Genomic DNA, 25,705 nt, shown 5'->3' with positions numbered 1-25,705 from the left:
ACCTTTAAATCTTTTAGTCCGGAAGCTAACAAAACGATGACAAAGCCCATGCAAAAATTAGCAACTCTTTTATTTTCCTGCGTTGCTTTGGCCACCGCAGTAGCGGCGCAGGCACAATCTTTTGTACCTGACGCGCCGAAAATTAACGCTGAAGCCTATATCCTGATCGATCATACGACCGGTAAAGTAATGGTTGAAGGTAACGCCGACAAGGCCCTGCCGCCGGCCAGCCTGACCAAAATGATGACCAGCTATATTGTCGGCAAAGAGATCATCGAGGGCCGCATCAGTCCCTCTGACCAGGTCACCATCAGCGAAAACGCCTGGGCAAAGAACTTTCCCGAATCATCTAAGATGTTTATCGAGGTGGGTAAAGAAGTCAGTGTGGCCGACTTAAATAAAGGTATTATCATTTCATCCGGCAACGACGCCTGCGTCGCCATGGCAGAACACATTGCCGGCAGCGAAGACGCTTTTGCTTCCTTAATGAATACCTATGCTCAGGAACTGGGCATGACCAATAGCCATTTTACCAACAGCCACGGCTTACCGGACCCCGATCAGCATGTTTCGGCCCGGGATATGGCGACCCTTGCCAGTGCTCTGATTGAAGATACACCGGAAGAATACGAACTTTATGCGCAAAAATCCTTTACCTACAACAATATAAAGCAATACAACCGTAACTCATTGCTGTGGGACCGCAGTATGAATGTTGACGGTATTAAAACCGGTCATACACAGGAAGCCGGTTACAGTTTAGTGACCTCCGCCGTTGAAAACGGCACCCGCTTAATTGCGGTTGTATTAGGCACCAACAGTGCACAGGCACGTAAAGTCGAAAGCAAAAAATTACTTAACTACGGCTTCCGTTATTTTGAAACTGTTAAAGCTTATGAAGCCGGCGAAAGTTTTGCGTCGCACCGTATCTGGGGCGGCGATATTGACCAGGTTGAACTGGGGATCCGCGAAGATGTGGTCATCACTCTGCCGAAAGGCCAAAGTGACCAGCTGCAGGCAAACTTTGAACTGAACCAGGAACTCCAGGCGCCACTGGCAAAAGGCGAACACGTGGGTACCGTATATCTACAACTTGACGGCGAAGATGTTGCCTCATTCCCGCTGGTAACGCTGCAGGCTGTTGCTGAAGGCGGCTTGTTTAAACAGGCAATGGACTACATCAAACGTCAGTTCTCAGAATAGTGAGGTTAGCGCAATGCAAAAAACACGCTTTGATGAGCTGGTTGAGTTCCCCTGTCATTTTACCTTTAAAGTGATGGGAGTTGCCTCTCCGTCCCTACCCGATCAGGTAGTAGAAGTATTGCAGCAGCATGCACCGGGTGACTATAGCCCGGCAATAAAGCCCAGCAGTAAAGGCAACTATCATTCGGTGTCGGTGGCGGTGAAGGTTGAAAGCCAACAACACATCGAAACACTGTATCGCAGCTTGTCGGACATCGACGATGTCCGCTATGTTTTATAGCGGTTGCAGCTAAGCAGGCGCTAGCCGCGTCGCTGTTGACTAAGGTATACTGTAGGCATGATGGATCAGCTCATTATTCGCCATCTCGGGCGACAAGATTATCAGCCTGTATGGCACGCCATGCAGGATTTTACCGATAAACGCGATGCTGAAACGCGGGACGAGCTCTGGATTGTTGAGCATCATCCAGTCTTCACCCAGGGACAGGCAGGCAAAGCCGAGCATATATTGGCACCTGGCGCCATTCCGGTTGTTCAGGTCGACCGCGGCGGGCAGGTAACCTACCATGGACCCGGACAACTGGTTATTTATTTTCTGCTGGACATCCGAAGACTGAAAATGGGCGTAAGACAATTAGTCAACAGTATCGAAAACACCATTATCGATATGTTAGCGGATGACCATATTGTCGCCAGTGCCAGACGCGATGCACCCGGCGTATATGTCGAGGGCAACAAGGTCTGTTCGCTGGGTCTTCGGATCCGTCGCGGCTGCTCTTTTCATGGGCTGGCGCTTAATGTCAATATGGACATGGAACCCTTTGCACGTATTAATCCCTGTGGCCTGACCGGTATTAAGATGGTGCAAACCGCTGAGTTGGGCGGTCCGCAAACGTTTGCCCAGGCAGCAGAAAAGGTAGTTGACCACTTTATCAAACGTATTGGCTACCAACACATTCAAAACGAAACAGGACTTGCTAAAGATTATGTCAAAGCCAGTTAGAGTTGAACCCGGTGTCAAAATGCGCGATGCCGACAAAATGGCCCTTATTCCGGTACAAATCGTCCCCACAGAACGGGATGAGATGTTGCGTAAGCCGTCATGGTTAAAAGTCCGGTTACCGTCCAATACCCAACGTATTGATGAAATAAAACAAGCGATGCGCAGCCATGGCTTGCATTCTGTTTGCGAAGAGGCCTCCTGCCCTAACCTACCCGAGTGCTTTAACCATGGCACTGCGAGCTTTATGATCCTGGGTGATATTTGTACCCGCCGCTGTCCGTTCTGCGACGTCGGCCATGGTCGGCCTCTGGCACCGGATCCTGACGAGCCGGTTAAGCTCGGCAAAACCATCCGCGATATGAAAGTCCGATATGTCGTTATCACCTCGGTAGATCGCGATGACCTGCGTGACGGCGGTGCCCAACATTTCGCTGACTGTGTTCGTGAAATCCGTCGTCATAGTGACGGCATCCAGGTTGAGATCCTGGTACCGGATTTTCGTGGCCGGATGCAGGTGGCACTGGATATTCTGTCCGCTGAGGCACCGGATGTATTTAACCACAATCTGGAAACCGTCCCGCGTTTGTATAAAGCGGCGCGTCCGGGAGCAAATTATCAGTGGTCGCTGGACTTACTGAAAAACTATAAAGCCGCGCGGCCTGACGTTCGTACCAAATCGGGTCTGATGGTCGGTTTAGGTGAAACTAAAGAAGAAATCCTGGAAGTAATGCACGACCTGCGCGCTCACGACTGCGATATGCTGACCATTGGCCAGTATCTGCAACCCAGCCGCCATCATATTCCTGTTGATCGCTATGTCCACCCGGATGAGTTTGAAGAGCTGCGTCTGGCGGGTGTCGAAATGGGCTTCAGCCATATTGCCAGCGGTCCGCTGGTGCGCTCGTCCTATCATGCTGATTTGCAGGCAGCAGGCGAAACTGTCCGATGAGTACGCTAATCTGGTGTCTGTTAATCGCCGGGTTGTTGCCCATTTTAGCGAAAGCCCCGGTAGTCTACTTTCAAAACCGTGACCGGGGTTACGACAATAAGCACCCAAGGGCTCAGCAAATGCGTTTAACCGGGGTTGGTGCCCGTGCTGTAGCCGGACACTATAATGCCTACGAGGCGTTTCCTTTATTTGCTGCGGCTGTACTGGCGGTCATAGCAACCGGACAGGTCACCTCATCGGCAATTCAGCTCAGTGTCGCTTTTATCGTGTTGCGTCTGGCTTACCATATACTCTATCTGCTTAACGCCGATAAATTACGCTCTTTGGTGTGGTTTTTCGCTCTGCTGTGTCCGGTACTGATGCTGGCTCAGTTAGCATTAGCGATTTGAGCCGCAATCCACTGGCGGTACAAAGGCGGCCAGTAGGCACTCTGATGCTGCTCCATTGCAGTAACCGCTGACACCGGCTTCCATGCCATGACACCTGCGACTTCACTGCAGGTGTCCGCAGCAAACAAACCTACCGCCTGCCCTTGATCACTGCCAAGCTGCCATAGCCCATCGGTTCTTTGTTGGCCTAAACGACGCCAGTCCGCTACCGATTCTGACCAGGGTAAAGAACGCCATAAGTCCTTTAGCTGGCGGCTGGTCATGGTATCATTTTGAGTCACAACCACATTGTAAGCGCTGAAATCGTACCGGCCACGGCAGAAATTTTCGGCCAGTTCCGGTGCCATAGTGTATTCATCTGCCAGACCCCACCAGTGTCCCAGCTCGTGCAACAATACATTGGCATCGCTGTCGCGGGTTAAGACAATCTGCGATGGTGATGCCGACGCGCTGCCCCGCTCGGTAAGAATGACCCGGGGCTGGTGGTTTTTAACAGCAGCGTCGGCTGATTGCGAACGACATTGTGGCCGTTGGTTTTCAGTATCGACACTGCAATCAAGTGCCGGATTGACGGAAAAGGAAAAACATAAACCCGGGAAAGTCGGCTGAGCAGCATCCAATTGCAGCAACAGCCTGATAAAATGCTGTTTCAGAGACGCATCTGCGGCGCTTACCTGTACATCCGCCTGACAGGAAGGATTGGCCACCCACTGTTTAATGGCGCTGAAATAATCCGCCAGCGGCTGTTGATAAGCGGTTTGATACCAACGCTGTTTCCAGGCTTCCCAGCTGATGTTTTTATCGGCTAACTGGGCTTCCGCATAAGGCCGCACTGAGGCCTGAATGCCAGCCTCTGTTGATAATCGGTGCCAGCGCATCTGGTGCGCCGGAAACAGCCGCAGCAAGCGCTTCCGTGCCTGAACAGAACCACCACTCAGCGCTTTTTGCCACCAATAAAGAGCGGCACTGGCCTGTTGCTTTTGCCAGAACCTCAGGCCTGTCTGATACTGCGCCAGAGGTTGACCCTGAAAACTCGCTAGCCAGCTTTTTTGCCGCTCACTAAGCAGAGTGTCACTACTGATAAGTAAGCCGGCAGCAATTGCCAGCAGCCATGCCCACTTCATTTTTCAGTCAGCTGTTCACGACTATTTTGCAACTCCAGTGAGGCATACCGATGTTCAACAAACTCGTAAACATTGGTCGTTAACGCCAGCTTAAAATAATTCATGGCCTGCGCCCACTGCCCTTGCATCTGTTTATACTTACCCAGATAAAAATAGGCCTCACAAAGGCGCTCCGTCAGCTTCTCATCGGCTCTTAAATTATCGGTCATTTGCTTTAAAAACTCAGTTTCTGAGCGTTGGCCGGCAAATAATTCAATGATTTGTAAAGCCCAGTCGCTCTGCTCTACCGTTGCTGAATTAGCCAGTAAGTTAGCCCGCGCGATTTCGGCATCACTGCGCTGTTCCGCAATAAAGAGCCAAATGATGCGATAGGGATCAGCTGGCTGCATGGCCAGGTGATGTTTAAAATCAACGATAGAGTAAGCGATGCGCCGGTCATAGTATTCGGCGATGGCACGGTTCAGGTACGCATAGGCATGCTCAGGCTCCAGCTCTATGGCTGAATCCAGCGCCTCGTAAGCGTAATCAAACTCTTCCAGCTGGGTATAGTGGATCCCTAAAAAATTATAGGCATCGGCAAGCCGCGGACGATAATCCACCGCCCGCGAAAAGTCCATACGAGCCAGAGTTCTTAAACCCATCGCATCGTATAAAGCACCGCGGCGGTAATAAATGAACCCCATCTGTTCGGGTTCAAGGTCCTCGCTTAACACTTGATTAAGTTTCGCCAGCTCAATTTCATAACGAAACTCTGGCTGTTCGGGCTCGGCTATAATTAAATGTGTCATTGCCGGTGACGAGTCGGACGTCTGCACGGAGCAACCGGACACCCAAACAGCAACCGCCAGGGCGGGCAATACAAAACGTGCGAATTGCATAATTTATCCTTTCGTCTGCGAATCCCTATTACACCATAAAAAAACCCCGTTGAGCTAGAGCGCAACGGGGTTTGTTGTATCAGTTTCGCGAAACTGCGTTAGCTTTACTCGTCGTTAGACGAATTGCTTTCGTCGCTTGTCGGCTCAGCTTCTGGCTGTGGCTGCTCTTTTTTCTCAGCAGCTTCTTTCATGCTCAGACGCACGCGGCCCTGACGATCAATTTCAAGAACCTTAACCGGCACTGTATCGCCTACTTTCAGGTACTCATTTACGTCGTTGACACGCTCTTCAGCGATTTGCGAAATATGAACCAGGCCATCTTTACCCGGCAGTACCGTTACAAAGGCACCAAAGTCGACGATGCGTGCAACTTTACCCTGGTAAATCTTGCCAACTTCAACTTCTGCCGTCAGCTCTTTGATGCGCTTAATAGCCGCATCAGCGTCGGCCTGATCACTGGCTGCAACTTTAATCGTACCGTCGTCGCCAATCTCTATGTTGGTATTGGTTGATTCCGTCAATTCACGAATAACCGCGCCACCTTTACCAATAACATCTTTGATCTTTTCTTGATCAATTTTGATGGTGGTAAAACGAGGTGCATAGCTAGACAGCTCATCACGATGGCTACCAATGGCATCGTCCATAACCTTAAGGATATGTAAACGTGCTGATTTAGCCTGCGACAATGCGCTTTCCATAATGTCACGAGTGATACCGTCAATTTTAATATCCATCTGCAGAGCAGTGATACCGTCAATGTTACCGGCGACTTTAAAGTCCATATCGCCTAAGTGATCTTCATCACCCAGAATATCCGATAAGACAACGTGCTTGTCGCCATCTTTAACCAGACCCATGGCGATACCCGCAACCGATGACTTAATCGGTACCCCGGCATCCATCAGTGCCAATGATGAACCACACACTGAAGCCATTGAACTTGAACCGTTCGACTCGGTAATTTCGGACACTACACGAATGGTGTAAGGGAACTCATCGTGGCTTGGCATAACGGCCTGAATACCACGTTTAGCCAAACGACCATGACCAATCTCACGACGTTTCGGCGAACCTACCATTCCGGTCTCGCCGACACAGTAAGGAGGGAAGTTATAATGCAGCATAAACCGGTTGGTATGAGTGCCGGTTAATTCGTCAATCATCTGAGCATCACGGTCGGTACCCAGGGTTGCCGTCACCAGCGCCTGAGTCTCACCGCGGGTAAACAAAGCTGAACCGTGGGTGCGTGGCAACAGCCCCGTCGCCACACTGATTGCACGAACCATATCGGGGTCACGACCGTCGATGCGCTTTTCACCGTCCAGAATACGACTACGGACAATATTTTTTTCTAAATCGTGGAATAAGTCGCCGGCGGCTTCCAGATCAACGTCCGGATTCTCTTCAGTCAACTTATCAAACATCGCTTGCTTGACGTCGTCAAGCTTGCTCTTGCGAGCCATCTTGTCGGTAGTGGTGTAAGCTTCACCAATTCCTTCAGCTGCCAGGTTACTGACTTTTTCCTGTAGCGACTGGTCTTTTGCAGGCGCCTGCCAGTCCCATTTTTCTTTACCTGCTTCGGCGGCCAGTTCGTTAATCGCAGCAATAATGGTTTGCAACTGCTCGTGACCGTACATCACCGCACCCAGCATTTGATCTTCGGTCAGCAATTCAGCTTCTGACTCAACCATCAATACCGCTTGTTCTGTACCGGCAACAACCAGGTCAAGCTTTGATTGTTGTAGTTCGTCTGCCGTTGGGTTTAATACGTATTCGTTATCGATAACACCGACGCGGGCGGCACCAATAGGTCCGGCAAAAGGAACACCGGAGATTGCCAGTGCCGCAGAGGTGCCAATCATAGCGACCAGGTCAGGGTTGATCTGTGGATTAACCGATACCACTGTTGCTACAACCTGCACTTCGTTCATAAAGCCTTCCGGGAAAAGCGGACGGATAGGCCGATCGATCAGGCGGGAAGTCAGTGTCTCATTTTCGCTGGGACGACCTTCGCGCTTAAAAAACCCGCCCGGTATTTTACCGGCAGCGTAAGTTTTTTCTTGATAGTTAACCGTTAGCGGGAAAAAAGCCTGCCCTTCTTTGGCTTCTTTTTTTGCCACGACAGTAACCAGTACTGACGTGTCGTCGATGCTGGCCATCACCGCAGCTGTCGCCTGACGTGCAATAACGCCGGTCTCCAGAGTGACAGTGTGTTGGCCGTATTGAAATTGTTTAGTTATCGGATTCACGATTTGCTTTCCTTTACCTTACTGAATGTGAGTACCCGGATTGGCACTCGTCTTCTCTCTTTTTTTCGTCAACTGATAGTATAAGCCATGCGACACAAAATTAAGACCCTTTGCAGAAAAAAGGTAATAAAAAAGGGCCTAAAGGCCCTTTTTTAACAACTTTGTCCAGCACGTCTTAGCGACGGATACCCAGCTTCTCTACGATAGCAACGTAGCGAGCCTGATCTTTCTTTTTCAGATAATCAAGCAATTTACGACGCTGGCTTACCATGCGTAACAAACCACGACGTGAGTGGTGGTCTTTTTTGTGCTCTTTAAAGTGGCTTTGCAGCTCGGCCAGGTTTTTTGTCAATAAGGCAACCTGCACTTCAGGTGAACCTGTATCGTTTTCGCCACGACCAAACTCTTTAAGAATTTCAGCTTTCTGTTCGACAGTTAGTGACATAATAACTCCTGATTAAGAAATAAACGACTGCCTCCGATCACTAATTCAGCGGCAGTAAGAACGCGCATTATAAGGACTCAGGTTGAAATAGCAATGGCTAAATCAGCTCAGCCAGGGTAAAACCGGCATATTGCAGAGCAACAACCCGTTTTGGCCAAAACAAGCCATCGTCCTTTAATATACCAATACCAATAAACTGTTGCTGGCCATCCTGACGCAGGCATTCCATACGACATTGCTGGCCGACTTCAAATACGCTATCGCAGCGGTTAGTAATCGCCTGGCCGTGCAGCATATCGCGGGCTTCGGCAGCGCTGATTTGTTGTACCGGCAACGCCTGCAAAAGACAATCCACACTCTGTAAGACGTCATCCAGAGCATTTTCTTGCTGCAATGCCTCAAGCTGCTCCAGGTTCAGCATCTGCCTGCTATCCAACCCTGCTACGCTGTTCCGGTGCAGCCGGATAACGTGAGCGCCGCAGCCCAGCGCCTGGCCTAAATCATCGATTAAAGTGCGGATATAGGTACCTTTACTACAACTAACCTGCAGTTCCAGTACATTGTTCTGTAAACTAATAAATTCGATCTCATAAAAGGTGATAGTGCGTGTTTTACGCGGTACCTCAATACCTTTACGGGCGTAATAATAAAGTGGCCGCCCTTCATGTTTTAAGGCCGAATAAATCGAAGGTGACTGCTGTTGGGTACCAATAAAACGCTGCACTTCGCTGCGAACCTGCATTTCATTAACGCCGACCTCAGCCGTTGCCACCACCTCGCCTTCCGAGTCGCTGGTTGAGGTTCGCACTCCGAGCAGAGCGTGAACCCGGTAGGCTTTATCCGCATCCAACAAATATTGAGAAAATTTAGTGGCTTCGCCCAGACAGATGGGCAACAGGCCAGTAGCCAGAGGGTCCAGCGCCCCGGTGTGGCCGGCCTTTTGCGCATTATACAGTCGTTTAACACGCTGAAGGGCATGATTTGAACTCATGCCCTCCGGTTTATTCAGCAATACCACACCATTGATCGGACGCCCTTTACGGGGTCGAGCTTTGGCCATGCTTAGTCCTCTGACGATTCATTTTTATCGCGTTTACGCGCCTCATCGACCAGGCGACTCATACGCATTCCCTCATTTAATGAGGCATCATGATGAAATTTTAATTCCGGCACAACCCGTGCTTTTATCCGCTTACCCAGTAGTGAGCGAATAAAGCCGGAAGCATCATTAAGAATCTTGACCGCCTGCCGGGTTTCTTTTTCATCATCGTTAAAAAAAGTGACAAATACTTTGGCGTAAGCGAGGTCGCGGGACACTTCAACGTCCGAGACCGTCACCATACTGACCCGGGGATCTTTAACTTCCCGTTGCAAAATAACTGCAATTTCTCGCTGCAGTTGATGCCTGACACGTTCCGTGCGGCTAAAATCTTGTGGCATATCTATCCTATTAAATACAGTAAAGCGCCACCTGAGCGGCAGCGCTTTATTGATAGCAGCAGACTACAGGGTTCGTGCTACCTGAACGGTTTCAAAGACCTCAATCTGATCGCCTTCTTTAACGTCATTGTAGTTCTTAACACCAATTCCGCATTCCATGCCGTTACGAACTTCCTGCACATCATCTTTGAAGCGACGCAGAGACTCCAGCTCGCCCTCGTAAATCACCACGTTATCGCGCAATACACGAATAGGTGCCGAGCGCTTAACTACGCCTTCGGTTACCATACAGCCGGCAATAGCGCCGAGCTTAGGTGACTTAAAGACATCGCGGACTTCAGCTAAACCAATGATTTGCTGCTTAAATTCTGGCTGCAGCATACCGGTCATCGCGGCTTTAACTTCGTCAATCAGGTCATAAATAACGCTGTAATAGCGCAAATCGACATTTTCCTGCTCGACCAGTTTTCTGGCAGCCGCTTCGGCCCGAACGTTAAAACCAACCACGATAGCATTCGAGGCGCTGGCTAAAGATATATCCGTCTCGGTAATACCACCTACACCACTACCAATGATATTAACCTTAACTTCATCCGTTGACAGCTTAACCAGGGCATCCGAAATCGCTTCCAGCGATCCCTGCACGTCTGACTTCAACACAATGTTAAGTTCAGAGACATCGCCTTCGGCCATATTGGCAAACATGTTTTCCAGCTTGGCTTTTTGTTGCTTCGCCAGTTTAACGTCGCGGTATTTACCCTGCCGGTAGTTAGCCACTTCGCGTGCTTTACGCTCGTCTTTTACGACCGTTGCTTCATCACCGGCCTGCGGTACGCCCGATAAGCCCAGAATCTCAACCGGAATTGAGGGTCCAGCTTCTTTTATATCTTTACCGGTTTCATCGCGCATTGCCCGGATGCGGCCGTACTCAAGCCCGCAAAGCACGATATCGCCTTGCTTCAACAGACCTCGTTGTACTAACACAGTAGCTACCGGGCCCCGACCACGGTCAAGCCGCGATTCGACCACAATACCCGAAGCCATGCCGGCTTTTTCTGCTTTTAAGTCAAGTACTTCAGACTGCAGCAAGACAGCTTCAAGCAAGTCATCGATGCCCATACCGCTGTGTGCAGAGACCGGCACAAACATCACATCACCGCCCCAGTCTTCTGGTATCACATCGTGTTGTGATAATTCGTTCTTAACACGATCCGGATCGGCTTCTTCTTTATCCATTTTATTAATGGCGACAATCAGCGGCACACCCGCCGCTTTCGCGTGCTGAACCGCTTCTTTGGTTTGCGGCATAACACCATCGTCCGCCGCAACAACCAGAATAACCACATCGGTAGCACCGGCGCCGCGCGCCCGCATCGAGGTAAAGGCCGCGTGTCCGGGAGTATCCAGGAAGGTGATCATGCCATGGTCGGTTTCAACATGGTAAGCACCAATGTGCTGGGTAATTCCGCCGGCTTCGCCTGTCGCAACTTTTGCCTTTCGAATGTAATCAAGCAATGAGGTTTTACCATGGTCGACGTGTCCCATAACGGTAACAACCGGAGCCCGTGGCTCTTCCTGACCACCTTCATGACGATCCGACAGCACTTCTTCTTCCAGCGCGTTATCTCTGACTACAACCGCTTTATGACCCAGTTCTTCCACTACTAAAGACGCGGTTTCCTGGTCAAGGATCTGGTTAATGGTAACCATCTCGCCCATTTTCATCATGGTTTTAATCAGGTCACTGGCTTTTACCGCCAGTCGGCTGGCCAATTCACCCACACTGATGGTTTCGCCAATCTTAACTTCACGCTCGACTGGCTGAGCCGGCTTGTTAAAGCCTTGCTGCAGAGTCGACGGACGACGTCCGCCTTTACGGCGTTTGTCCCGACGTGGTGTGCGCTCATCAGCTTCTTCGTCTTTACGACGGCTTTTTTTGCTGCGCCGACGGCTTTTGCGCTCTTCGTCAAAATCCTGCGCATCTTCTGCTTCCTGGGCAGTCGAAGAAGTCGTAAAGTGAACATCTTCTTTTTCCTGTTCCTTACGCTTTTTCTCTTCTTCTTCCCAACGTTTAGCGTTTTCTTCAGCCAATTTACGTGCTTCCTCGGCCTGCTTTTCAGCCTCTTGCTCGGCCTTCTTGCGAGCTTCTTCTTCCTGCTGGCGTTTTAGCTTATCAGCCTCGGCTTTCGCTTTATCCGCAGCTTCCCGCTCGGCAGGTGTCATTGCCGCGCGTTTTTCAGCTTCCGCCTGTTGGCGAGCCTTTTCTTTTTCTTTGCGCAGTCGCTCTTTTTCAGCCTTTTCCTGCTCAGCTTTTTTCTGCTCAGCTTTAGCTTTTTCTTCTGCTTCCCGGCGTTGCTGTTCCTGACGCTGCTTTTCTTCTTCCTGGCGTTTCGCTTCTTCAGCTTCACGCTCTGCCTGCAGGCGTTCCTGTTCTTTACGCTGTTCTTCTTCGGCCGAAGAACGTTTTACGTAAGTGCGTTTTTTACGCACCTCAACTTGCACCGATTTGTTACCGCTGCCGCCAACATTCAGTGTGCTTTTGGTTTTGCGCTTTAATGTCATTTTACTGGGTGTTGACCCACCACCACCGTGCTGCTTGTTCAGATGAGTCAACAGTTTTTGTTTCTCGTCTTCCGTCACAGCATCGCCTGGTTGTTTGTTCATGCCCGCTTCAGCAAATTGCTGAATCAGACGATCAACTGTCGTACCGACATCTTTGGCCAGCTTATCGAGCGTTACTTCTTCCATAGTCTGTTGTACCTCCGCTGATCGTTACTGTTCTTCGCTGAACCAGCAAATGTTGCGGGCTTTCATGATCAATTCGCCAGCTTGCTGTTCATTCAGCTCTTCTATATCGGCCAAATCATCAATTCCCTGCTCAGCCAATTGTTCCAGCGTGGCTACACCTTTACTGGCTAATACATAAGCCAGGTGACGATCCATACCGTCCAGGTTTAATAATGATTCATCCGGTTCTGCTGATTCGAGTGATTCCTCGTCAGCTAAAGCCTTAGTGGTTAAATAAGCTCTTGCGCGGCCACGCAATTCTTCAACAATATCTTCATCCATCCCTTCAATTTCAAGGAATTCGGCGACCGGTACGTAAGCAACTTCTTCCATTGACGAGAACCCTTCGTCTACCAGAACGGCAGCAAAATCTTCGTCAATATCCAAATTATTAATAAATAGATTCAACAAACGCTGAGCTTCCGCTTCATTCTTTTCGTTGAAATCATCTTCAGTCATAACATTCAGTGTCCAGCCGGTCAGCTGGCTGGCCAAACGAACATTTTGTCCGCTTTTACCAATTGCCTGAGCCAAATTATCTGCGGCTACTGCAATATCCATTGTATGGGCATCTTCATCGACGACAATAGCGGCTACTTCGGCCGGTGCCATGGCATTAATGACAAACTGCGCCGCGTTATCGTCCCACAGCACAATATCAACCCGCTCACCGCCTAACTCGCCAGATACAGCCTGAACCCGCGAGCCGCGCATACCAACACAGGCCCCGACCGGGTCAATACGGCGATCATTGCTTTTTACGGCAATTTTTGCCCGTGACCCAGGGTCCCTTGCGGCACCTTTTAGCTCCAGCATTTCTTCGCCAATTTCCGGCACTTCGATACGGAACAACTCAAGCAAAAACTCAGGATGCGTGCGGCTGACAAACAATTGTGCACCGCGCGCTTCAGGACGCACGTCATAGAGTAAACCACGGACTCTGTCGCCCGGGCGTACAGACTCTCTCGGCAACATATCTTCGCGATTGATAATGGCTTCGGCGTTATTACCTAAGTCAAGAATCACATGTTCACGATTAGCGCGCTTAACGATACCACTGACCATTTCGCCAACCTGATCCCGATATTCGTCAACCACCTGTGCCCGCTCTGCTTCACGCACTTTCTGCACGATAACCTGCTTCGCGGTTTGAGTTGTTATCCGGTCAAACTGAATCGATTCAATCTGTTCTTCAACAAAGTCACCCGGCTGCAATTCCGGATTTTCGTACTGTGCAGCTGACAGACTGATTTCGCGATAGGGGTGTTCCAGACCTTCATCGGTATCTTCGACAACCAACCAACGGCGAAACGTATCGAATTCGCCAGTTTGTCGATCGATATCGATACGAACTTCAATGTCACCTTCGTATTTTTTCTTTGTAGCATGCGCCAGAGCTGACTCCAACGCTTCAAAAATCTTTTCCCGCGGTACTGCTTTTTCGTTCGATACCGCTTCTGCGACTAACAGTATTTCTTTACTCATGAGTGCTGCCTCGCCACCGCAATCCTTTAATCAAATGTTGGAACCAGATGAGCTTTCTTAATATCTCGCATGCTCACCTGAAGCGTTTCGTTATCCACTTCCAGGCTCAGTTGGTCATCCTTTACGGCCACCAGCTGTGCTTTGAATTTACGTTTATTCTGCTGCGCAGCGATTAATTCAAGGGCCAATGTTTCGCCCACATAGGGCTGCAGTTGTTCGGCGTTAAAGAACGGACGCTCCATACCGGGAGATGAAACTTCTAAGTTATACTCTACCGTAATGGGATCTTCGACATCCAATAAGGCGCTGACCTGGTAACTAACCTCGGCACAATCGTCAACACTGATGCCATTAGGGCTGTCGATATAAACCCGTAAAGTTGAAAATTTGCCTGCCCGGACAAACTCAACACCCCACAATTCATAGCCTAATGCCTCTACGGCCGGCCGAATCATGTCGGTTAATCGTTCTTGTAAACTTGCCAAACTGCCTCCTGAAACAAAAAAAGGGCGCAAGCGCCCAGTGTTCTGGCTATCCGAGGATAGCTAAGGTCACATAGCAAAAAGCCCCGAGCTGCGGCGGGGCTTTTAAAACACTGGACCCTTTGTCAGTTATTTTAGCAAAAACGTCATCAGTTAATAAACGTTGCTGCTAAAATTGGTTGCGGGGGCAGGATTTGAACCTACGACCTTCGGGTTATGAGCCCGACGAGCTACCAGACTGCTCCACCCCGCGTCCGAAACTTGCCAAGTATTATAAGGATTTTGTTTTTTTTTTCAAGTGCTAAAGCACGAAACTTGGTGCGGATGGCGGGACTTGAACCCGCACGCCCGAAGGCACTACCCCCTCAAGATAGCGTGTCTACCAATTCCACCACATCCGCGAAAACGTTAAGCCAACAAAATGATTCTGATATTAATTTGTCGGCGGTACTTCTGAATCCGATTCTTCTTCTGCCGGAGTCTGCATCTGCTCTTCAGTAGGTATACTCAAATCAGAGAAGTCTTCGGCGCCATCAGACACTGAAGTCGACAAATTGCCTAACACCAGACTCAGAATAAAAAACACAATCGCTAATACGGCGGTGCTACGGCTTAGGAAGTTACCTGACCCTGATGAGCCAAACACCGTATTGGAAGCTCCTGAGCCAAAAGATGCGCCCATATCGGCTCCTTTGCCCTGTTGGATCATAATAAATCCAATCAAAACAACGGCGACTACTAAAAAGGCGACTAATAACACTTCATACATAGTAAATTACCCTTGTGCTGCTTGAATGATAGCGACAAAGTCCTGTTTCTTTAAACTGGCACCACCAATCAAACCACCATCAATGTCTTCTTGTGCAAATAATTGGGCGGCATTATCCGCTTTTACTGAGCCGCCGTAAAGTATTTCTATCTTTTCGCCAATACTGCCAAAGCGCTTGACCAGCCATTGCCGGATCTGGCTATGAACGTGCTGGGCCTGTTCAGGCGTTGCGGTCTCGCCAGTACCGATGGCCCAGACCGGCTCGTAAGCAACCACTAGCCTGGCTGCCTGAGTATCGGTCAGCTCGTCACAGGCACTGGCCAGCTGCTGCTCGATAACTTCCCAGGTCTGCTGTTGCTCACGTTGCTGTTTATCCTCGCCAACACAGAGCACGGCTGTTAGCCCTGCTGCGGTTGCTGTATTCAGCTTTGCTGCTATAACCGGGTTCGTTTCAGCGTAACAGGCCCGGCGTTCAGAATGGCCGATCAGCACATACTCAACACCCAGTTCCTGTAACATCGATACCGATATTTCACCGGTATGAGCACCGTTGTCCTGCGCATTAACCGTTTGCGCCCCGACTGCAATGTTATCGTAAAAACACTGCCGGGTAAGTTCTGCTAATAGTGTGAACGGCGGGCAAATAACCACATTAACCGCTGACGTTAATTGCGGTTGTTCACGCAATGCTTCGCTCATGGTGCGAACCAGTGCGGCAGACCCGTTCATTTTCCAGTTACCAATAACAAGCGCTGCTTTGGACATCGGAACTCCTATTAGTTAAGCGGCGGGAATAGTAGCCGAAGCAACCCTAAGTTACAAGTTACAATTACGCTGTACCCACCAAGTGTTTAATTTGTAGCCGCCTCGACTTCGTTGGCAATTTGCTGAGCAAATGCACGAACGGTTTTTTCGTCTTCGCCTTCGACCATCACCCGAATAACCGGTTCGGTACCGGATTTACGCATTAACACCCGGCCTTTTCCTGCCAAGGCTGACTCCACTTCCCGGACTACATTACTGACCGTGTCAGTCTGCAGGGGATCATCGCCAGGCTGGTAGCGGACATTAATTAATACCTGCGGCAATTTATGAAAATCCTGACTCAGCTGGTGCAGTGACTTTTTTTCATGCTGCATAGCCGCCAGCACTTGCAAACCGGCGATGATACCGTCACCGGTGGTGTGGTACTGCCGATTAATCACGTGTCCTGAATTTTCTCCGCCGATAAACCAGTCTCTTTTGACCAGCTCTTCAATGACGTAGCGATCACCGACTTTTGCACGGACAAACGGGATATTACGGCGTTGACATTCTTTCTCCAGGGCAAAGTTCGTCATTAAAGTACCGACTAAGCCACCCTGTAACTGGCCCTGTTGCTGCGCGGTTACCACCAGAACGTATAGAATTTCATCGCCGTCGATTATGCGCCCTTTATCGGTTACCATCATGATCCGGTCGCCGTCACCATCCAGAGCCAGGCCGCAGTCCGCTTTTTCTTCTAACACTTTATTTTGTAGCTGCTGCAGATGGGTCGCCCCACAGTCCTGATTAATATTCAAACCATTAGGCTGGGTGCCGATTTCAGTAACGCGGGCGCCAAGTTCGCGCAGCACATTAGGGGCTATGTGATAAGTCGCGCCATGCGCGCAGTCAACCACAATGTGCAGTCCTTCCAGCGATAACTCAGAGGGGAACACACCCTTGCAAAATTCAATATAACGCCCGGCCGCATCAGCAATCCGATTGGCGCGGCCCAGCAATTCGGAACTGACACAGTCCATCGGCTGATCAAGCAGGTGCTCAATTTCCAGCTCGGTCGTATCGGGTAGCTTATGACCATTGTCGGCGAAAAACTTAATGCCATTATCATAATACGGATTATGTGACGCACTTATCACAATACCTGCTGCAGCGCGAAAGGTGCGGGTTAAATAGGCAATACCCGGGGTCGGCATGGGACCCAGAAAATCGACATTGACGCCGGCTGCGGCCAGACCAGCTTCCAGCGCCGATTCCAGCATGTAGCCACTGACCCGGGTATCCTTACCCACCAGTACCTTGCGGGTACCCTTGGCAGCCAGCACTTTGCCTGCAGCCCAGCCGAGCTTTACGGCAAAATCTGGCGTTATCGGTGACTCACCGACCCGGCCACGAACCCCATCGGTACCAAAATACTTTCGTTCACTCACAAATAGTCTCCCTCGAGTGTGGCTGCTACAACGCGCATCGCATCAACCGTTTCCTTAACATCGTGTACGCGAATTATACGTGCTCCTTTTAAGGCTGCAATAGTTGCCGCGGCAATACTACCTGCCAGACGTTCGTTAACCTCGCGCCCGGTAACGTGGCCAATCATGGATTTTCGCGAAAAGCCCACTAATAAAGGTTGTTGTAATTCGTGAAACGCCTGCAGGCGTTGCAATAGCTGGTAGTTATGGCGCATGCTTTTGCCAAACCCAAAGCCCGGGTCCAGCCAAATCCGCTGACGTGCAATGCCGGCTTGCTCACACGCCAGAATTTGTTGCTCAAAAAACGTTTTAACGTCCAGTACTACGTCGTCGTAGCTAGGTTGCTGCTGCATCGTTCTCGGTTGTCCCTGCATATGCATGATACAAACCGGCACCCCGGACTCAGCAAGCACCTGCATTGCACCGGGCTGCCGCAATGCATAAACATCGTTGATCATATCAGCACCCGCATTAATGCTCTCACGCATCACGGCGGGCTTACTCGTATCCACAGATACCGGCACCGACAGGCGTTGTTTTAATGCTTCCACTACCGGCACAACTCGTTCCAGCTCCTCCGCCTCGCTAACTGCTTCGGCCCCCGGACGCGTTGATTCACCGCCGACATCAAGCAGCGTGGCACCTTCGTCAACAAGTTGTGCTGCATGGGAAACTGCTGAGTCGACCGAGTTATATTGACCGCCGTCACTAAAAGAATCCGGAGTAACATTAACGATTCCCATCACTGTCAGGGGAGATCCGTTTTTAGCCATCAATCTGCTCCTACACCGTTGTTATTATTTTGACGAAATCATTTTAACAGCAAAAAAAACCCGCCAGCGGCGGGTTTTTAACCAAAATATCAGGACGTTGCATCCCCGGGCTTATCCACTTTAATCGGACGCTCCGGGCGTTCTTCGGTATCAGCCGATTTCGGTGTGCCACCGCCGGTGTTTCCACCGCTGTCATCACCGGACTCATCCCAGCCTTTCGGCGTGCGGACATCGCGACGGTTCATCAAATCATCAATTTGATCAGCATCTATGGTTTCGTACTTCATCAACGCATCTTTCATGGAATGAAGAATATCGACATTGTCTTCGAGAATCTTCTTAGCGCGCTGATAGTTATTATCAATTACTGACTTGACCTCTTCATCTATGGCTCGCGCGGTATCATCAGACATGTGTTTGTGCTGAGTCACTGAACGTCCAAGAAATACTTCATTTTCGTCTTCGGCGTACAGTAGCGGCCCCATTTTGTCCGACAAGCCCCATTGGGTTACCATCTTGCGTGCAATTTCGGTAGCCCGTTCGATATCATTGGAGGCGCCGGTGGTGACCTTCTCGGTGCCATAAATGATTTGCTCCGCTAGACGACCCCCAAATAAACTGGAGATCATACTTTCAAGCTGTTGTTTGCTGTGACTGACCCGATCCTGCTCAGGCAGGTACATGGTTACGCCCAGTGCACGGCCGCGCGGGATAATAGACACTTTGTACACCGGATCATGTTCTGGTACCAGCCGGCCCACTACGGCGTGACCCGCTTCATGATAAGCCGTCATTGCTTTTTCATCGTCGGTCATAACCATTGACCGGCGCTCAGCACCCATCATGATTTTATCTTTTGCTTTATCAAACTCTTCCATGCCAACGGTGCGTTTACTGCCACGCGCTGCAAACAAGGCAGCTTCGTTAACCAGATTAGCTAAGTCGGCCCCCGAAAAGCCAGGTGTTCCGCGGGCAATCAGCTCCGGTTTAACGTCGTCACCCAATGGCACTTTGCGCATGTGTACTTTAAGAATCTGTTCACGGCCACGAACATCGGGCAGGCCGACCACAACCTGGCGATCAAAACGGCCCGGACGCAGTAATGCAGGATCCAGAACATCAGGACGGTTAGTGGCGGCAATAACGATGATACCTTCGTTACCCTCGAAGCCGTCCATTTCTACCAGCATCTGGTTTAGTGTCTGCTCACGCTCGTCGTGCCCACCGCCTAAGCCGGCACCACGTTGACGACCGACCGCGTCCAGCTCATCAATAAAGATAATGCAGGGCGCTGACTTCTTCGCCTGTTCGAACATGTCACGAACCCGTGACGCACCGACACCGACAAACATTTCGACAAAGTCGGAGCCAGAGATACTGAAGAAAGGCACTTTAGCTTCACCAGAGATGGCTTTAGCTAACAGGGTTTTACCGGTTCCGGGCGGGCCTACCATCAGCACGCCTTTGGGTATTTTACCACCCAAACGCTGAAACTTAGACGGGTCCTTGAGGTAATCAACCAGTTCTTCGACTTCTTCTTTGGCTTCATCGCAGCCAGCAACATCCTTAAAGGTGGTGCTGATTTGCTCTTCGCTCATCAGGCGCGCCTTGCTTTTACCGAACGACATGGCGCCACGGCCACCGCCGCCCTGCATTTGGCGCATAAAGAAGATCCAGACACCAATCAGTAGCAACATCGGGAACCAGGATATAAATATGGATGCCAGGATGCTGGACTCTTCCGGCGGCGTACCGCTGGTCTGCACATTGTTAGCCAGCAAATCATCGAGGATTTGTGGGTCGTATTGCGTCGGAACAACGGTTTTGAACGTCTGTCCGTTGTTCGTCATGCCGGTAATGGTGCGCCCATCTTCGCCAAAGTCTGCACGGCGAACGTTTCCGTTGTTCACTTCACTGACAAACTCACTGTAAGCCATTTGTGAACCGGACGTTTCACCCGGACTGAAGCTCTGAAAAACGCTCATCAGTACAACGGCTATTACCAGCCATAAGATGAGATTCTTTGCCATATCGCTCAAAGCCTGATACCTCTAGTGTTAAAAATAAATCTTACGATAATTGACAGGGTACTATAGTTTATAGTCTGTCGCTACCAGATAGACTTCGCGGGAGCGCGCCCTTGATGACTCTGGCTTACGTGTTTTTACCGTTTTAAAAGCCGCACGCAGCTCTTTCAAAAATTCTTCAAAACCTTGCCCCTGAAACACTTTGACCGCAAAGGAGCCGCCTGGTTTCAATACCTGCTTACACATATCAAGCGCCAACTCGACTAAGTACATAGCGCGCGCCTGATCAACGTTATCGTTACCGCTCATGTTAGGAGCAATATCCGACAATACTACATCTACGTTTTTGCCCCCTATTCGGGTCAACAAAGCCTGCAAAACCTCGTCTTCAAGAAAATCGCCTTGCAGGAAATCGACACCGGCGATTGGGTCCATCGGTAAAATATCACAAGCGATGACCTGGCCATCACCGGCAAAATAGTCGGCTACATACTGAGACCAGCCCCCTGGCGCAGCGCCTAAGTCCACTACCGTCTGACCCTTTTTGATCAGCCGGTCGCGTTGCTGAATTTCTTCCAGCTTAAAAACGGCTCGCGAGCGCAACCCTTTTTTTTGCGCTTTTTTTACAAAGTGATCGCTAAAATGTTCATCAAGCCAACGACGGCTGCTGGTACTGCGCTTTTTTGCCATGGTTTTGCTTATCCCCTCGTTTTGCTGGCCTGCTACCTGCAGATGGCGTTACAATAGTCGAAATTCAAGTCATTCAACAGGGTATTATCCAATGTCATTAACGAATAAGCAAAAACAGTTCTTAAAAAGCAAAGCCCACCCACTCAAACCTGTGGTTTTGTTAGGCGCCAATGGCTTAACCGAGGGTGTCCTTGCAGAGATCGAGCAGGCACTTAATGACCATGAGCTGATCAAAATTAAAGTGCCGGAAGAAGATCGTGAACTGCGCCAGCAAATAATGGCAACAATCGTCGCCGAAACAGCTGCTGAACCAGTCCAGGTTATAGGCAAGACCCAGATTATTTATCGCCCTGCCGAACAACCGGTGTTAGTTTTACCAAAAAGCTGATCAGGCACAGTCGTCATGTTGCACGGGCGTAACGGCTGTCGCCCGGGCAATGTAACCTAAGGCGCTGTCAATGCTTAGCCAGCCCTCGTAGGCATAGTGATAGGCACTCATCATTTGCTCAAAGTTGTGTGGTGTCTTTTTCAGCTGGTTTGCCAGCAGCAGCGGCTCAATCTTTTGCATGCCTTTCCAAAACTTACGGTAATCGTACTGGCCGTCAACCACATACATAGGGTACTTCGGGTCCTGCATTACCGGCCGTGGATAGTAAAGCTGCACGCCCGGAGCAAACAGCCAGTCAACCGAATAACCAATTTGCAGTAAGCGCGGGACAATTAGCTGGTAAGGAATAATGCCGCGATGCTTCCAGTTTTTATAGTGACAATAACCGACGCCCAGCCAGTCAACGACCTGTTTGATGGTCTTTGCATTAATCACCGTTTTTAAACGGTTCATGCACTCGGTTACTGTGAGCTGCTGCGACAACGCGTTGTAGGGGTAATAAGCGGGTTCCATATAAGCTTCCTTGCATAATGGTGCATTGGGGACATTCCAAACGCATCTCCTAATCAGTTATACAAAAATAAAAATCAGTAGACAATTTATTTTTTATGCCGGGGCAAAAAAGAAAAAAGCCAGCAACAGCTGGCTTTTCCGCTCGCTTGTTAACCCTGACACTTACTGATAAGTGACATCCACGATTTCGTATTCAACCTCGCCATTAGGCGTCGTCACCACGGCCACATCATCGATTTCTTTACCGATCAGGGCGCGGGCGATGGGCGAGTTGACGCTGATAAGGTTAGATTTAATGTCGGCTTCATCATCACCGACAATTTTATAGGTCACCTGCTCATCGGTTTTGGTATTGTAAACAGTTACTGTTGAGCCAAAAATAACCTTGCCGTTATTGGGCACTTTAGTGACGTCGATAATCTGCGCGTTAGACAGCTTAGATTCAATTTCCTGAATACGACCTTCACAAAAACCCTGCTGTTCGCGAGCTGCATGGTACTCGGCGTTTTCTTTTAAATCGCCGTGCTCACGAGCGTCGGCGATGGCCTCAACGATACGCGGCCGTTCCACCGTTTTTAATCGCTTTAATTCTTCACGCAGTAACTGCGCGCCTCGTTCCGTCATTGGAATCTGGTTCATAGTAGTTCTACCCTTTTGTGTAATTCCTGTACCGAGCTAACACGAGCCCGGTCGTCGGCAGTATTCGCTTTAACCGTAGCAAATGCAGCGTTTAGCGTGGTGGTATAAATCACCTTATTGAGTAACGCTTCACGACGAATATAGACCGAATCTTCAATGGCCTGGCGGCCTTCTACCGTATTGATAATATAACAATACTCACCATTTTTTATCGCATCAACTATATTCGGCCGGCCTTCCTGAAGCTTATTGACAATACTGCAGTCAATACCTTCTTCAGCCAGCATTTGTGCGGTGCCGCGAGTTGCCTCTAATTTAAAGCCCAGCGCCAGCAGGCCGCGGGCTAAGTCCATTAACCGTTGCTTATCACTGTCTTTGACCGAGATCAGCGCTTTACCTTTTTTAGCAAGCGCTTCACCAGCTCCTAAGTTTGCCTTCGCATAAGCTTCTTCAAAGCTTTCGCCAACACCCATGACCTCACCGGTAGAGCGCATTTCAGGCCCTCTGATGGGATCAACACCCTGGAACTTAGCAAACGGAATAACCACTTCCTTAACAGAATAATAAGGCGGAATTATTTCTTTTACGTAGCCCTGCTGTTTCAGGCTTTGTCCAACCATTACCCGGGCCGCCACTTTGGCCAGCGGCACCCCGGTTGCTTTCGACACAAAGGGTACCGTACGGGCGGCCCGCGGATTGACTTCGATCAGGTAAATATCATCACCTTTAACGGCGAACTGGGCGTTCATTAAACCTTTAACGTTCAGTTCGAACGCCAACTTACGAATTTGTTCCCGCAGCTGCACCTGGATGATATCACTGAGCGAATAAGGCGGTAGCGAACAGGCCGAGTCACCCGAGTGAACCCCGGCTTCTTCGATGTGTTGCATAATGCCGCCAATCAACACATCAGTGCCGTCACAAATGGCATCAATGTCAACTTCGATAGCGTTATCGAGGAACCGATCGAGCAGTACCGGTGCTTCGTTGGACACCTTAACCGCTTCGGTCAGGTAGCGGTTCAAATCCTGCTCGTCATAGACAATTTCCATCGCCCGGCCACCTAATACATACGACGGTCTTACCACCAGCGGATAACCAATACGCTCTGCTTCGGTCAGGGCCTGGGAAATACCGGTTACCGTCGCATTTTCCGGCTGTTTTAAATTCAACCGGCGTACGGCCGCCTGAAAACGTTCACGGTCTTCTGAGCGGTCGATGGCATCAGGCGAGGTGCCGATAATCGGAACGCCGTTGGCTTCAAGCTCCCGCGCCAGCTTTAACGGGGTCTGTCCACCGTATTGCACAATCACGCCCTGCGGCTGTTCAATACGAACTATCTCCAGCACGTCTTCCAGCGTTATCGATTCAAAGTACAGGCGGTCAGAGGTGTCGTAATCAGTGGACACGGTTTCCGGGTTACAGTTGATCATAATGGTTTCGTAACCATCTTCGCGCATGGCCAAAGCGGCATGCACACAGCAATAATCAAACTCAATGCCCTGGCCGATACGGTTCGGTCCGCCACCGATAACCATAATTTTATTACGTTGAGAGACCGCGGCTTCGCATTCCTCATCGTAAGTAGAATACATATAAGCCGTACTGGACGAGAATTCTGCCGCACAGGTGTCAACGCGTTTATAAACCGGGTGGATCTGCAGCTCATAACGTTTTTTACGCACTTCGGACTCGCTCACATGCAGCACGTCTGCAATCCGTCTATCGGCAAAGCCGCGTCGCTTCAGCGCCGTCATAACGTCATGGTTAAGTCCGGCCAGGCCCAGTTGATCCAGTTCCTGCTCAATTAACACCAGTTCTTCCAGCTGAATCAAATACCACTCATCAATACGGGTTAATTCGAATACTTCGCGCACAGTCATGCCGGCGCGAAACGCGTCAGCAATATACCAGATACGCTCGGCACCGGGTTCTTTCAGCTCCCGTACTAATTTGCCGCGCGCCTCTTCTGCGCTGACATCGAGAATAGGATCCAGGCCACTGGCGCCAAGTTCTAAGCCACGCAACGCTTTTTGCATCGACTCCTGGAAGTTACGGCCAATGGCCATTACTTCGCCGACTGATTTCATTTGCGTGGTCAGGCGATCGTTACAGTTAGCAAACTTTTCGAAGTTAAAGCGCGGGATCTTCGTGACTACGTAGTCCAGGGCTGGCTCAAAAGATGCCGGAGTAACACCGCCGGTGATTTCATTATCCAGTTCATCCAGCGTGTAGCCCACCGCCAGTTTTGCAGCGACTTTTGCTATCGGAAAACCGGTTGCCTTTGAGGCCAGCGCTGAAGAGCGCGAAACCCGCGGGTTCATCTCGATAATCACCATACGCCCGGTATCCGGGTTGACTCCAAACTGCACATTAGAGCCACCGGTTTCAACGCCGATTTCACGCAATACCGCCATCGCCGCATCACGCATCAACTGCAATTCTTTATCGGTCAGTGTCTGCGCCGGCGCGACGGTTATCGAATCACCGGTGTGAATGCCCATGGGATCAAAGTTTTCGATGGTGCAGACAATGATGCAGTTATCGCTTTTGTCGCGCACCACTTCCATTTCGTACTCTTTCCAACCCAGCAGCGATTCATCAATCAGCAGCTCTTTAGTTGGTGACAAGTCCAGTCCGCGACGGCAAATCTCTTCAAATTCTTCGCGGTTATAGGCAATACCGCCGCCGCTGCCGCCCATCGTAAATGAGGGGCGTATAATACAGGGGAAGCCCAGTCGGCTCAGCACATCGAAGGCTTCTTCCATGCTGTGCGCCATTTCCGCATTGGGAGTTTCCAGCCCAATGGCTTTCATTGCCTTATCAAAACGGTCGCGGTTTTCAGCCTTATCAATGGCATCGGCGTTTGCCCCAATCATCTCGACCTGATGTTTCGCCAGTACGCCGTGACGATCAAGATCAAGAGCACAGTTCAGTGCTGTCTGCCCCCCCATGGTCGGCAAAATCGCATCGGGTTGCTCGCGCTCAATAATTTTTTCTACCACTTCCCAGTGTATCGGCTCAATATAGGTGGCATCCGCCATTTCCGGATCGGTCATAATGGTGGCCGGATTAGAATTAACCAGAATGACCCGATATCCTTCTTCCCGCAGCGCTTTACACGCCTGGGCTCCGGAGTAATCAAACTCACACGCCTGACCAATCACAATCGGCCCGGCACCAAGAATCAGGATACTATTGATATCTGTACGTTTTGGCATATATTCGTTCTATCCTT

24 protein-coding genes and 2 tRNA genes are annotated in these 25,705 nt (G+C 50.1%); 6 read left to right on the top strand and 20 right to left on the bottom strand.

Features of this window, described 5'->3' with window-relative positions; all coding sequences use genetic code 11:
* Positions 1-48 precede the first annotated feature (48 nt).
* The 5 genes from LG288_RS04180 to LG288_RS04160 are packed head-to-tail and all read left to right on the top strand — an operon-like array spanning position 49 to position 3,544.
* Entirely contained in the window at positions 49-1,203 is a 1,155-nt protein-coding gene (locus LG288_RS04180) for a serine hydrolase (RefSeq protein WP_404402333.1), read from the top strand.
* A 13-nt stretch (positions 1,204-1,216) separates the two neighbouring features.
* A complete protein-coding gene (gene ybeD / locus LG288_RS04175) occupies positions 1,217-1,483 on the top strand; it encodes a DUF493 family protein YbeD (protein ID WP_404402331.1) in 267 nt (88 codons plus the stop codon).
* Positions 1,484-1,540: 57 nt separating this feature from the next.
* A complete protein-coding gene (gene lipB / locus LG288_RS04170; RefSeq protein ID WP_404402329.1) occupies positions 1,541-2,206 on the top strand; it encodes a lipoyl(octanoyl) transferase LipB in 666 nt (221 codons plus the stop codon).
* The gene (gene lipA / locus LG288_RS04165; RefSeq protein WP_404402327.1) at positions 2,190-3,155 is read left to right on the top strand and encodes a lipoyl synthase; all 966 of its coding nucleotides are present in this window, start codon (positions 2,190-2,192) and stop codon (positions 3,153-3,155) included. The genes lipB and lipA overlap by 17 nt, the downstream gene beginning before the upstream one ends.
* Positions 3,152-3,544 (top strand): MAPEG family protein, encoded by a 393-nt coding sequence (locus LG288_RS04160; protein ID WP_404402325.1) that lies wholly within the window; start codon positions 3,152-3,154, stop codon positions 3,542-3,544. Before lipA ends, LG288_RS04160 begins: the two co-directional genes overlap by 4 nt.
* On the opposite strand, the gene LG288_RS04155 is transcribed toward LG288_RS04160, so the two are convergent.
* The 17 genes from LG288_RS04155 to rlmE all read right to left on the bottom strand — a co-directional run bounded on the left by LG288_RS04155 (position 3,523) and on the right by rlmE (position 20,927).
* Positions 3,523-4,668, bottom strand: coding sequence for a hypothetical protein (locus tag LG288_RS04155; protein WP_404402323.1), 1,146 nt, complete (start codon positions 4,666-4,668; stop codon positions 3,523-3,525). The two genes, LG288_RS04160 and LG288_RS04155, sit on opposite strands and share 22 nt — an antisense overlap.
* Positions 4,665-5,546 (bottom strand): lipoprotein NlpI, encoded by an 882-nt coding sequence (gene nlpI, locus LG288_RS04150; protein ID WP_404402321.1) that lies wholly within the window; start codon positions 5,544-5,546, stop codon positions 4,665-4,667. Before nlpI ends, LG288_RS04155 begins: the two co-directional genes overlap by 4 nt.
* Before the next feature lie 104 nt (positions 5,547-5,650).
* The gene (gene pnp / locus LG288_RS04145) at positions 5,651-7,798 is read right to left on the bottom strand and encodes a polyribonucleotide nucleotidyltransferase (protein ID WP_404402319.1); all 2,148 of its coding nucleotides are present in this window, start codon (positions 7,796-7,798) and stop codon (positions 5,651-5,653) included.
* A gap of 175 nt (positions 7,799-7,973) precedes the next feature.
* Positions 7,974-8,243 (bottom strand): 30S ribosomal protein S15, encoded by a 270-nt coding sequence (gene rpsO, locus LG288_RS04140; protein WP_404402317.1) that lies wholly within the window; start codon positions 8,241-8,243, stop codon positions 7,974-7,976.
* Between the two features lie 97 nt (positions 8,244-8,340).
* Positions 8,341-9,303: a tRNA pseudouridine(55) synthase TruB gene (truB, locus tag LG288_RS04135; protein ID WP_404402314.1), complete on the bottom strand. Its 963-nt coding sequence runs from the start codon at positions 9,301-9,303 to the stop codon at positions 8,341-8,343.
* A gap of 2 nt (positions 9,304-9,305) precedes the next feature.
* On the bottom strand, positions 9,306-9,683 hold the full coding sequence (rbfA, locus tag LG288_RS04130) for a 30S ribosome-binding factor RbfA (RefSeq protein WP_404402313.1): 378 nt from the start codon (positions 9,681-9,683) through the stop codon (positions 9,306-9,308).
* Positions 9,684-9,746: 63 nt separating this feature from the next.
* The gene (gene infB, locus LG288_RS04125) at positions 9,747-12,431 is read right to left on the bottom strand and encodes a translation initiation factor IF-2 (protein WP_404402311.1); all 2,685 of its coding nucleotides are present in this window, start codon (positions 12,429-12,431) and stop codon (positions 9,747-9,749) included.
* A 24-nt stretch (positions 12,432-12,455) separates the two neighbouring features.
* Entirely contained in the window at positions 12,456-13,955 is a 1,500-nt protein-coding gene (nusA, locus tag LG288_RS04120; RefSeq protein WP_404402309.1) for a transcription termination factor NusA, read from the bottom strand.
* Positions 13,956-13,981: 26 nt separating this feature from the next.
* Positions 13,982-14,440: a ribosome maturation factor RimP gene (gene rimP, locus LG288_RS04115; RefSeq protein WP_404402307.1), complete on the bottom strand. Its 459-nt coding sequence runs from the start codon at positions 14,438-14,440 to the stop codon at positions 13,982-13,984.
* A gap of 173 nt (positions 14,441-14,613) precedes the next feature.
* A tRNA-Met gene (locus LG288_RS04110) sits at positions 14,614-14,690 on the bottom strand.
* A 63-nt stretch (positions 14,691-14,753) separates the two neighbouring features.
* A tRNA-Leu gene (locus LG288_RS04105) sits at positions 14,754-14,838 on the bottom strand.
* Positions 14,839-14,870: 32 nt separating this feature from the next.
* On the bottom strand, positions 14,871-15,206 hold the full coding sequence (secG, locus tag LG288_RS04100; RefSeq protein WP_404402305.1) for a preprotein translocase subunit SecG: 336 nt from the start codon (positions 15,204-15,206) through the stop codon (positions 14,871-14,873).
* A 6-nt stretch (positions 15,207-15,212) separates the two neighbouring features.
* Positions 15,213-15,971, bottom strand: a complete 759-nt coding sequence (tpiA, locus tag LG288_RS04095) for a triose-phosphate isomerase (RefSeq protein ID WP_404402303.1) — start codon at positions 15,969-15,971, stop codon at positions 15,213-15,215.
* 86 nt (positions 15,972-16,057) lie between these two features.
* Positions 16,058-17,398 carry a phosphoglucosamine mutase gene (gene glmM, locus LG288_RS04090; RefSeq protein ID WP_404402301.1) on the bottom strand — a complete coding sequence of 447 codons (1,341 nt, stop codon included), beginning with the start codon at positions 17,396-17,398 and terminating at the stop codon, positions 16,058-16,060.
* Positions 17,395-18,210 (bottom strand): dihydropteroate synthase, encoded by an 816-nt coding sequence (gene folP / locus LG288_RS04085; protein ID WP_404402299.1) that lies wholly within the window; start codon positions 18,208-18,210, stop codon positions 17,395-17,397. Before folP ends, glmM begins: the two co-directional genes overlap by 4 nt.
* Positions 18,211-18,299: 89 nt before the next feature.
* On the bottom strand, positions 18,300-20,249 hold the full coding sequence (ftsH, locus tag LG288_RS04080) for an ATP-dependent zinc metalloprotease FtsH (RefSeq protein WP_404402297.1): 1,950 nt from the start codon (positions 20,247-20,249) through the stop codon (positions 18,300-18,302).
* 51 nt (positions 20,250-20,300) lie between these two features.
* Positions 20,301-20,927, bottom strand: a complete 627-nt coding sequence (gene rlmE / locus LG288_RS04075; RefSeq protein ID WP_404402295.1) for a 23S rRNA (uridine(2552)-2'-O)-methyltransferase RlmE — start codon at positions 20,925-20,927, stop codon at positions 20,301-20,303.
* Positions 20,928-21,018: 91 nt separating this feature from the next.
* Between rlmE and yhbY the strand changes: the two genes are divergently transcribed.
* A complete protein-coding gene (gene yhbY / locus LG288_RS04070; RefSeq protein ID WP_404402293.1) occupies positions 21,019-21,315 on the top strand; it encodes a ribosome assembly RNA-binding protein YhbY in 297 nt (98 codons plus the stop codon).
* On the opposite strand, the gene LG288_RS04065 is transcribed toward yhbY, so the two are convergent.
* From LG288_RS04065 to carB, 3 genes are all read right to left on the bottom strand, one after another.
* Entirely contained in the window at positions 21,316-21,828 is a 513-nt protein-coding gene (locus LG288_RS04065) for a hypothetical protein (RefSeq protein WP_404402291.1), read from the bottom strand. It lies immediately after the preceding gene.
* A 162-nt stretch (positions 21,829-21,990) separates the two neighbouring features.
* On the bottom strand, positions 21,991-22,467 hold the full coding sequence (greA, locus tag LG288_RS04060; RefSeq protein WP_404402289.1) for a transcription elongation factor GreA: 477 nt from the start codon (positions 22,465-22,467) through the stop codon (positions 21,991-21,993).
* Complete coding sequence (gene carB, locus LG288_RS04055) at positions 22,464-25,688, bottom strand: carbamoyl-phosphate synthase large subunit (RefSeq protein WP_404402287.1); 3,225 nt, start codon at positions 25,686-25,688, stop codon at positions 22,464-22,466. The genes greA and carB overlap by 4 nt, the downstream gene beginning before the upstream one ends.
* Positions 25,689-25,705: the final 17 nt, after the last annotated feature.

Origin of the sequence: Idiomarina seosinensis (assembly GCF_044797955.1) — a bacterium.
GTDB lineage: Bacteria > Pseudomonadota > Gammaproteobacteria > Enterobacterales > Alteromonadaceae > Idiomarina > Idiomarina seosinensis_A.
Note: the sequence above shows the minus strand (reverse complement) of the source record. Positions and strands in the feature narration are given on the sequence as shown.